The organism is Rhodococcus sp. 15-649-2-2 (assembly GCF_002258645.1).
Classification (GTDB): domain Bacteria; phylum Actinomycetota; class Actinomycetes; order Mycobacteriales; family Mycobacteriaceae; genus Rhodococcoides.
Map to the genome: position 1 here is coordinate 149,822 of NZ_NPFM01000010.1, position 9,435 is coordinate 159,256.

At 62.1% G+C, this 9,435-nt stretch carries 12 protein-coding genes; 9 read left to right on the top strand and 3 right to left on the bottom strand.

All coding sequences use genetic code 11. The features are described from left to right. Positions 1 to 9: 9 nt before the first annotated feature. The gene (locus tag CH305_RS05035; RefSeq protein WP_094702969.1) at positions 10 to 741 is read right to left on the bottom strand and encodes an alpha/beta hydrolase; all 732 of its coding nucleotides are present in this window, start codon (positions 739 to 741) and stop codon (positions 10 to 12) included. Between the two features lie 271 nt (positions 742 to 1,012). Here CH305_RS05035 and CH305_RS05040 point away from each other — a divergent pair, with 271 nt between their 5' ends. Next, entirely contained in the window at positions 1,013 to 1,390 is a 378-nt protein-coding gene (locus tag CH305_RS05040; RefSeq protein WP_094611005.1) for a PLDc N-terminal domain-containing protein, read from the top strand. Here the strand turns inward: CH305_RS05040 and lepB are convergent, their stop codons facing one another. Beyond that, positions 1,391 to 2,128 carry a signal peptidase I gene (gene lepB, locus CH305_RS05045; RefSeq protein WP_094702970.1) on the bottom strand — a complete coding sequence of 246 codons (738 nt, stop codon included), beginning with the start codon at positions 2,126 to 2,128 and terminating at the stop codon, positions 1,391 to 1,393. Positions 2,129 to 2,168: 40 nt separating this feature from the next. On the opposite strand from lepB, the gene CH305_RS05050 reads away from it, so the two are divergent. The 4 genes from CH305_RS05050 to CH305_RS05070 all read left to right on the top strand — a co-directional run bounded on the left by CH305_RS05050 (position 2,169) and on the right by CH305_RS05070 (position 4,678). Then, entirely contained in the window at positions 2,169 to 2,510 is a 342-nt protein-coding gene (locus CH305_RS05050) for a hypothetical protein (RefSeq protein ID WP_094702971.1), read from the top strand. A gap of 34 nt (positions 2,511 to 2,544) precedes the next feature. Further along, positions 2,545 to 3,408 carry a hypothetical protein gene (locus tag CH305_RS05055; RefSeq protein WP_094702972.1) on the top strand — a complete coding sequence of 288 codons (864 nt, stop codon included), beginning with the start codon at positions 2,545 to 2,547 and terminating at the stop codon, positions 3,406 to 3,408. Between the two features lie 36 nt (positions 3,409 to 3,444). Continuing rightward, positions 3,445 to 3,930, top strand: coding sequence for a hypothetical protein (locus CH305_RS05060; protein ID WP_094702973.1), 486 nt, complete (start codon positions 3,445 to 3,447; stop codon positions 3,928 to 3,930). Between the two features lie 496 nt (positions 3,931 to 4,426). After that, positions 4,427 to 4,678: a hypothetical protein gene (locus CH305_RS05070; RefSeq protein ID WP_037147046.1), complete on the top strand. Its 252-nt coding sequence runs from the start codon at positions 4,427 to 4,429 to the stop codon at positions 4,676 to 4,678. Here CH305_RS05070 and CH305_RS05075 read toward each other — a convergent pair. Beyond that, a complete protein-coding gene (locus CH305_RS05075; protein WP_179278186.1) occupies positions 4,675 to 5,076 on the bottom strand; it encodes a hypothetical protein in 402 nt (133 codons plus the stop codon). The two genes, CH305_RS05070 and CH305_RS05075, sit on opposite strands and share 4 nt — an antisense overlap. Before the next feature lie 121 nt (positions 5,077 to 5,197). Between CH305_RS05075 and CH305_RS05080 the strand changes: the two genes are divergently transcribed. The 4 genes from CH305_RS05080 (at position 5,198) to CH305_RS05095 (ending at position 9,381) form a co-directional block, all read left to right on the top strand. Further along, positions 5,198 to 5,803 carry a GntR family transcriptional regulator gene (locus CH305_RS05080; RefSeq protein WP_179278187.1) on the top strand — a complete coding sequence of 202 codons (606 nt, stop codon included), beginning with the start codon at positions 5,198 to 5,200 and terminating at the stop codon, positions 5,801 to 5,803. 177 nt (positions 5,804 to 5,980) lie between these two features. Further along, positions 5,981 to 7,438, top strand: coding sequence for an MFS transporter (locus CH305_RS05085; protein WP_218828570.1), 1,458 nt, complete (start codon positions 5,981 to 5,983; stop codon positions 7,436 to 7,438). Between the two features lie 36 nt (positions 7,439 to 7,474). Continuing rightward, complete coding sequence (locus CH305_RS05090; RefSeq protein ID WP_094702977.1) at positions 7,475 to 8,395, top strand: ABC transporter substrate-binding protein; 921 nt, start codon at positions 7,475 to 7,477, stop codon at positions 8,393 to 8,395. A gap of 2 nt (positions 8,396 to 8,397) precedes the next feature. Then, complete coding sequence (locus CH305_RS05095) at positions 8,398 to 9,381, top strand: ornithine cyclodeaminase family protein (protein WP_094702978.1); 984 nt, start codon at positions 8,398 to 8,400, stop codon at positions 9,379 to 9,381. Positions 9,382 to 9,435 lie beyond the last annotated feature (54 nt).

Sequence of the window (9,435 nt, forward strand, 5' to 3'; positions counted from 1 at the left end):
CTCGCGCAACTACTTCAGATGCCGGTCGAAGAATCTGTTTCCATCGTCGCCCTCGAAGTGCGGGACGCCGGTGTGCCCACCCATGTTGGCGTGCAACGTTTTTTGGGTCGAGCCGAAAGCGTCGAACAAATTCAACGCCATGTTCCTGTCGTTTCCTTCGTCGTCCCATTGCAGAAGAACCTGCAGCGGAATGCCCACCTGCTTTGCCTCGTCGAACGTGGCGCGGGGGACATAGCTACCGGCGAACAGCAGCGCAGCCGCGACTCGTGGCTCGACGGCTGCGAGTCGAACACCGATGGCCGTCACACCTCCCGAATAGCCCACAGGTCCAATAACTTCCGGAAGAGTGAGCAACAAATCCAGGGCAGCCTGCAACTCCGGTACCGCCTTCTCGACCAGCGGAAGGACGAGCCGGTCGATGATGTCGTCGGTGACCGGCTCGCCGGCTCCGACTGCTCGGCGTAGGTCTGCTCGAGCCTGCTCGGCGACGACAGATCGCGGACGCGTCCCACTACCCGGTAGTTCGAGGGTTGCTGCGGCGTAACCTGCGGCCACCGCGTGGCGCGCCCGAGCGGCAAGGCGCGAATACATCATATCGAGACCACCGGGATGGCCGATGAGAATCAAAGGTGTTGGAGCGGTGCGGAATACCGAGGTCCACAGGATTCCGGGAATGTCGCCGAGTGTGAACTTGCGTTCGAGGACATGATCATCGATACGTTGTTCGGGCGTGAAATGCATGGTCGTGCCTTTCGGGAGAGCTGATCAACGGCGCTCCCGGACCGACCTGCTGTCAGACCGTGTCACATCGAAGGAGCACCCATGTCGGTACTGCACTCACGGCTACCACCTCCTCGGTCTCGTACGTCGCACAGAAGGTAGCAGGGGACGACGCACTCGGCCAGCGATTACTTTTCGGCCCGGGCCCGTGCTCTTCCACTGTCGAATTCACGATTCTCCCGCTACGATCCTCGATACAACAGACCGGATGGTCTCGAGCGTGGAGGATCGAATGCCGTACGTCGGTTTGCTGGTGATGCTGCTGTGGGTGTTCTGCCTGATCGACGTGATCACTGCCGATGACGGCGGGGTCCGGTATCTCCCCAAGATCGTCTGGCTGCTGCTCGTGGTGTTTCTACCGTTTGCAGGATCGCTGGCCTGGCTGTTCGCGGGACGCCCGATTGGGGGTGGAATCTGGGGAGGTCCAGGCGGCGGCTCCGGCTACCGGAGGGCAACCAACTCCGAGTTCCCGGAATACGAGACGCGGCCCGGCCGACAAGCAGCACAGAATCCTGAAGCCGACGCCGAGTTTCTGCGTCGCTGCCGAGAACGGGCCGAAGAACAGCGTCGCATCGAGCGTGAGCGTCGCAACCGCGATCTCGGGTTCTGATCAGCGTTGCTGCATCGACGGCGAATCGATGGTTCCCCAGCGCGAGGGTGGCAACACGATCAGACGCGCCTTTCCGATGACATCGTCGACCGGAACGGTGCCACCCAATTCATCCCTGGCATGAGATCTGGAATCTGCTGAGCCGCTTCGATTGTCGCCCATCATCCAGAGATTGCCAGACGGTACGGTCACCGGGCCGAAGCAGCGACCGGATTGCGGCGTGGTCTCGCACGTGAGCGTGTTCGAGACGAACGGGAAATCCATGACGACGTACGGCTCGTCGAGTGGCTTCCCGTCTACTTCGACGCGACCCTGGGAGTCGCAACACTGGACGGTTTGCCCGCCGGTTGCGATGACTCGTTTCACCAGATCGTTCTCGTCGGGCGCGACCAGTCCGGCCCACGAACCCACGTCTTGCAGTGCCTTGGCGATCGGGTTGGTCGATCGCGTCGAGGTGTAGCCGACGTTCCACGACGAGGTCGGTGCCTTGAACACCACCACATCACCGGGCTGCGGATCACCAAAGCGAAAAGCGATCTTGTCCACCACGATTCGATCACCTGTACACCCCGGACACCCATGAAGCGTGGGCTCCATGGACTGGGACGGGATCAAGTACACCCGACCGACGAACGTCTGAAGCAGAACACTCAGCACCAGCGCGACGACAACGAGGACTGCTGTCTCACGCAACCAGGACGGGGCTTTACGTCGCTGACTGTCGAGCGCTTTCGTCATCCTGGAAGTCTAAAGCCCTCCGTCGCGTATCGTACCGAGCATGCTGTTTGTCGGTCTTCTGGTCGCTGCGCTCGGTGCGGCGATGATGACGATCGCGACCAGGCAACTGGCGCACGTGAACGAAGGCCACTATTTGCCGGTGATCATCGGAAAATTCGCAGTCGCTTCCCCTTTGAAGGTCACAGCGCTGCGGGTTGCGGCCCAGGCCGTCTCCGTGATCGGTGCGTGGACCGTTGCGACGGCGCTCTGGGACGTCACAAACGCCACGCCTGCGGTGGTAGTCGGATTGATCGCTCTTGTTGCTCCAGTGGCAGTTCCAGTCATCGTCATCACCTCCGGACACAACAGTCGTCTACCGGATTCGCGTCGCCCCACCTCGTGAGCACCTCGGTCGCACCGAAAGGAGAACAACCTCGATGAAGTGGTTCGTGTCGGCCCGGAGTGCCGAGACCATCAGCAGCACTATTCGTACTGGCGAATCAGTAGATTGGGACACTGCTGCCACCCAGGCGATACAGACCGGTCGCGAATTGACGCACGCGGACGACGGCACTCAGCTCGGCCCCGCGCGGAACTATCGAATCGGCGACGGTGAGGTGGTATCGACCGCCGACGGCAGCCGTACCGCGAGCGACGATGATCTACGTCGACGCATACAGCAGCAGACTGAGTACGACGCCGGAGTCGCCAACGCAGCTCCGACTCCACCGAAATCGGTTGCCGAACAATGGGACCGAATTGCACAGTGGCTCGCGGACAACATCTCGTCCGTCTCGATCGCCGGTGCCACAGACGAACAGATTCAGGACGCAATGCGCTCAACCGGCGGCCTGTGGCCCGAGGAATTGACGTCGTTCTTCCGTCTGGTCAATGGCTTCCCCCGCGAAAGCTGGGTTTCGATCTTTCCAATGCACGAGCTGTTCGATGTCGACCGCACCGTCAGCGAACGTCAGCTCGAGCTCGACATCTGGGGTGAGATCGACGCCGAGATGGGTGCCGAACCTCAGGTCGGAACGGCAGCTGGAGAGTACGTCGGAACCTACTTGCCTGAATTCATTCCGTTCGCGGGAGCAGACGGCTACCTGCTGTTCGTCGACGCTCGGTGGGGCCCTCTCCATGGTTGCGTCACAGAGTTCCAGAAGGTCGACGCCGACAGTGCAGGCCCCAAGTGGCCATCGTTGAGCGCGATGTTGACGGACTTGGCCGATAGCCTCGAGAACGGCACAGTCTTCGATGGACATACTCACTCCGTTGTCGACGGCCAATTGCGTTGGGAGTAGGCAGTGGTGGCTCGACAACCGGTACATGCTGAGCCGATGAGAAGTGCTGGAATGGCCGTCATCGCTCTCGTGATGCTTGTCTGCGCCTGCACGCCTGCCGAAGTCGATGAACCTCGAATTCCCACCGCTTCGGTTCGTTCGACTCAGTTCTCCCCTCCCCCTCCGCCGGTCACCGACACCGTTCCCACCGCAGAGCAACTCACCGAGCTCCTCGCTGCAAGCCTGAATTACGGTATGCGGGAGGACGATCGGGCTCGTCTGTTCGACGGACCCGTCGAACGCAACGTGTCACTCGCACGCGCGTGGGGTGCCCAACCCGATCCACAACACATCGAATTCACGACGGTCGAGCCTGTCGGACCGGACGCGGTCCAAGCGAATGGGCAAGGGCATCTGGGAAATATCGAGCCCTATCCGGTCGGTCCGATTCCCTTCGTCCGTTGGGAAGACGAATGGAAGGTCTCCCGCACCTTCGCTTGCGGATTCGTGGACGCTTTCGACGGGCCCGATGCGTGCGCGTGAGCTGACAGCATCCAGCCTCGTTTCCTCGCATCACCACCTCTTTTTGGGGCATGCACCTCGAATTGGGCGATGCGGCCGCGTACCCACCCCGCAAACGCGAGCGCATTCGCGTGAAATCCCCTGAATCCGATCACTATTCCGAACGCGGATGACAAGTGCGCGCGCGTTTGCGAACGACCCGACCCGCAACCGGAACCCGGATCGGAACCGTCATACTTCCGATCTGTACGACCCATCGAGTCGACTTCTGATGCGGCGGATGGCCCTCCAGCCCGCGGGTGTTGCGATCGTACTCACGATCGCTCCGAAGGCGGTGCCTTGCGACAGCGCCGACCATTCACCAGGACTGTCTCCGAACAGCGGCCACGTGTACACAACACCCAGTACCAACAGGAAGATCACCGCGCGCATAGCGTCCCCGTCTCTCGCTCGAATCGGACAAAGTCGACCGCTCGGTATATTGTTACGGTACCGACTGCACCACAGAAGGATCGACGTGTCGAACCAGCGAACGTTTCGCGAGTATGTGATGACCGGCCCGATGAGCAAGAAGGGCGGGGCTACTCGCAGCGACTACATCAACGCTCTCGCATTGGTTCCCGCGGTGGCGGTCGGATTTCTCCTGGCTCGACTGGTAGCGAGTTTCGGATCGATTCCCCTCGACATCGCGGTCGGATGCCTTGGCGGCGCGATCACCGGAGTTCTGTACCTCTATCTCGCATATCGGGTCGACTGCCGGCGGACCTAGGTCGACTCGACGTCTGCATTGGCGTAGTCAACCGGCGCGAGTAGGTAAGCGAACAAGTAGCTGACGGCCCCCAAAACTGCCAGCGCGATCAACGACTCCGGGAAGCCCGAGTCCCCGGCCGATGCGGCTACTCCCCAGGCGAAGAGGGTGCCGACCAGCAACACCACCGAAGCCGCAGAGCACAAACCGAATCGATGACGCCATCGGTTGCGAGTACGAGGTGGCCAGAACACCGCGGTCCGCATCGCGTAGCGCCCGCCGGCAACCGCGACGAGTCCGACCAGCACCCCGCAGAGCCCGCCGATGATGACGAAAGATGTCAGATTCCACCAACGGCCGTCGACGACGACCGGCAGCATCATCACTGCGGCTGTACACGCGCCGCTTACCGCGGCCACACACAGCTCCTTCGCGATCCATCCCACACGAGTAACTCAAACTTATGCCGCACGGTCTGGCTGCTCGTTCGTCCCAGGTGGCCGAAGCGCCATAGCCATCGACCGATCTAGACTCCACCTCGTGTATCCAGATGGTGAATCTCCAGGCGGCATCATTGCTCAGACGTTGCGTGAGGAGATTCTGTCCGGTCGTCGCGTCGGCGGCGAGCGGTTGGTCGAGGAGTCGATTGCCAAGGCTTTCGGCGTCTCTCGGGTACCGGTGCGAGAAGCGCTCGCTCAGCTCCAGGCCGAAGGTTTCGTCACCATCGTTCGCTATCGAGGTGCGACGGTCTCGACAACGCTGCACAAGGAGAACAAGGAACTCCTCGAAGTTCGGCACGGGCTGGAGGTGTTGGCCGCTCAGCTCGCCGCCAAGAACAGGGGCGGCTCGGTGGCGGACGAACTCACGGCAGTAGTCGAGCAGGCCCGGGCACAGTCCCCCACCGCGGAGACGGCCCGACCGTTTCACGACCTGGTCGCGATCGCGGCAGGCAACGATCAACTGCGCGAGATGCTGGCCGGGGTCAATCGCCGGGTGGCCTGGGGTCTCGGCCACGATCCGGGCGCGTCCGTCCACGATCACGCGGCCCTGGCCGCGGCAATCCTCAACGGTTCGCCCGTACAGGCCGGTTTCCTGATGGACGAACATCTCCGACGCGACGAAACCGACGCCCCAGGCGAGGCTTGAACCCCAAAGTCGTATACGATTCAATGGATATATCCAGTCCTTAACATGTTCGTAGCGGGAGATAACTGAAATGACACACATTTTGTATACAAATTAGGCAGTCGTTTCGGAGAGTTACGAGAGGCGACTCACCGGAAACATCCGTTGCCGGTGCCTGCCAGCCCGCTGGAGCACACCATGTCTGCCTCTACCTCGGAATCCGTCCCACCTACCCCCATCTCCCCGAACGAACCCACACCGCCACCCGCATCAGGACTGACCAATGCGCTCGATCGCATCGGCTTCACCCGAGTGCAAGGCGCAGTGATCCTGCTGCTGATGGCCGGTCTGTTCTTCGACAGCCTGGAGCAGAACTCGACCGGCGCGATGGGACCGCTCATCAAGGAATCTCTCGGAATCGGTAACGCCCAATTGACACTCATCAACACAGCCACCGTGATCGGCGGTCTCGTGGGACGCCTCGTCGGCGGATACATCGCAGACCGCTGGGGTCGCCGAACTGCGTTGAGCCTCAACCTTCTCGTCTACACGCTCGGTGGCCTGATCAGCGCGGCGGCCGTGAGCTACGAGATGTTGCTCGCCAGCCGCTTCATCGTCGGCATAGGCCTCGGCGGTGAATTCACTGTCGGCTTGGCCATTCTCGCCGAACTCGTTGCAACCCGACACCGCGGCTCATTGCTGGCGACGCTCAACATCTCGTCCGGCGGCATCGGCAATATCGCCTCGTTCGGCTTCTTCATGCTGGTACTCGGCCCGCTCGGTGGAGTGCTCGGCGGCGACGACACCTCGTGGCGCTGGACCTACGTCATCCTCGCGTTGCCGGCCGTATTGGTGGTCTTCTTCCGTCGCTATCTGCCCGAGTCTCCTCGGTTCCTGATGTCCAAGGGCAAGGTCGACGAGGCCAACCGCAGCCTGACCCGGCTGGCCAGCGGCTCCATCTCCGGTCTCCGAAACCCCGGACCGACAAAGCAATTCGTCACCGCCGAGGACATTCTCCCCAGCACCGAGAAGACCTCGTACGCCGAGGTCTTCAAGGGACAGAACTTGCGCCGCACTGCCGCCGTCGGAGCCGCGTCGTGGATGTCCTTCGGGGCTCAGGTCACGCTGCTGTTCCTGATGCCCATCCTGTTGGTCTCCCGCGGTTATTCCCTCACCGACTCACTGTTGTTCACGATGATCATGAATATCGGCAGCCTGTTCGGTGCCTGCGCAGCATGCTATTTGGCCGGACGCGTCCGTCGACGCCCCACCGTCATGACCGCTGCGGCTCTCGGTTGCATCTCCGCCATCGCCTTCGCAACCCTGGCGAACAGCGTCGCCACCATCTTGATCCTCGGCGCAATCTTCCAGTTCTTCACGATGATGCTCAACACGATGCTCTCGGTATGGACACCCGAACTGTTCCCCACGTCCATCCGCGGCATGGGCACCTCGGTGGTCAACGGAATCGGCAATGTCGCCGGAGCCGTCATGCCGTTCGCCGCACTGTTCTTCTTCGATATCGCCGGTGTTGCTGGGGTATTCATGATGATCGCCGGCATGTACGTCCTCCTCGTCGTCGCCGCGAAGTTCGGCCCGGAGACCTTCGGCCGGTCGCTGGAGGCGGTGAACGAAAAGGAACTCGTAGCAGCGTAACTCAGAGCCCTATCACGAAAGAAAGAAGAGAACACCATGACCGACTTCCTGTCCATCTCCGCTACCGCGCACGGACTGAACTACCTTCCCGAGTACTACGCCGATCACGCAGGACTTTTCGCAGACAACGGTCTGTCCGTCCACGCGAAGGCCTGCGATCCGTGGACCGGCGTGCTCGACGACCTCGCCAGCGGCGAAGCCGACATCGCTCTCGGCGGTCTGTGGGTCCCCGGAATGTACTGGGGCACTTCACGACAGCTCACCGTCTTTGCGCAGCTCAATCACCAGTTCCCCAAAGCCCTCGTCATGCGGGAACCGACACCGGATGGATTCGACTGGTCGATGCTGACCGGAAAGACCGTGCTGGCTCCGGGAATCGGCGGAAGTGCACCGTACGCGATCACCGCAGGCATGATGCGCGAGAGTGGAGTCGACTCGTCTCGCACCACCTTCTTGCGAGATTTGTCGACGCCGATGTTCGTCGAACTGTTCGAGGACGGCCTGGGCGATGCGATCATTCTCGACATCACGACCGCCCAGATCATGTCCGATCGCGGCACCGGGCACATCGTCGTCGAATACGCTGAGGTCGGCGGACTCGGACCGAACAGCGTGTACTACTGCCGCACAGACCGTTTCGAAGAACTCGAAGAGCGTCTGGTGAAGTTTGCGACGGGTCTCGACGCCGCTATGGCGACAGTCAAGGCCACCCCGGTGACTGAGCTGGAACCGCTGCTGGCCGAGCACTGGCCGAACATCGCAATGCCGACGCTCTCTGCGGCATGCACCAGAATTCAGCAGTCGCAAACCTGGGACACCGTCCGTATCGAAGGCGATGCCAGTGACCGCTGGATGCGAATACTGCAGGAAGAAGGCATGGTTCGCTCGGCACCGGCGTTCGCAGACCTGGTCACTTCTCGCGTCGTCGACGCAGCCGAGCTCACGTCTGTCGGCTGACCATGACACTGGTACTGCGCCATTCGGAGATATCGGCGCTCCTCGACCGCAGTGAGGTGTTCACCGCGGTCGAGCGCGCCTTGACCGACCTGTCCGCGGGTAGCGCTCAGAATCCGGCCCCGCCGTCGATGAACGGCACCGATGACGGTCGGATCATCCCTATGGTGGCGCAGTCAGGCACCGCTGAGCTCGCAGTGGTGAAGGTGTTGTCGGACCTGCCGGGGAACCGCGCACGCGGCCTTCCCCGGCAGCGCTCGACCATGTTGGTGACCTCGACTCGCACCGGCGAGTGCGTCGCGGTACTCGACGGCCGGGCGATCACGGCGATTCGTACGGCTGCCGCCAGTGCCGTGGCCACCGCGCACCTCGCACGTGCCGACAGCTCCGTCGTGGGCGTCGTCGGCGCCGGTAACTTGGCCGTCGAACACGTACGTGCGCTACACGGCGTACGCGAGCTCGAGAGCGTCGTCGTCTGGTCTCGATCCGCGGATACCGTGGAACGGTTTCGTGACAGCATTGCGGGCCTGGATCTGAAGATCGAACATGCCGTGTCGGTCGAAGATGTTGTGCGGCGATCCCATATCGTCTGCACGCTCACCCCATCGATCACTCCGATCCTGCTCGGCGCTTGGTTGAATGCCGGCACTCACCTCAACGTCGTTGGAGCCGCGCCGCGTCCGAACGAACGCGAGGTCGACGGCGACGCCATGGCGCGGTCGAGGGTGGTGGTGGACAGCACCGCCACAGCCCTGACGAAGTCCGGCGACGCGCTGCTGGCGATCGCCGAGGGGGCCGTCGACGAGAGCCACTTCGATACCGAACTCGGCGACGTCATCACCGGCCGGAAGACCGGACGATCGACCGACGCGGAGATCACGCTCTTCGACTCCACCGGGATCGGACTCGAGGATCTTGCGGTCGCAGAATTGGTGATCGGACGCGCCCGTGCCGACGGAGTGGGGACCGAGATCGATCTGACGTCGTGATCGCCTCCGCAAACGCGCGCGCATTTGCGAAAGAACCCACCCACCACCCCGCAC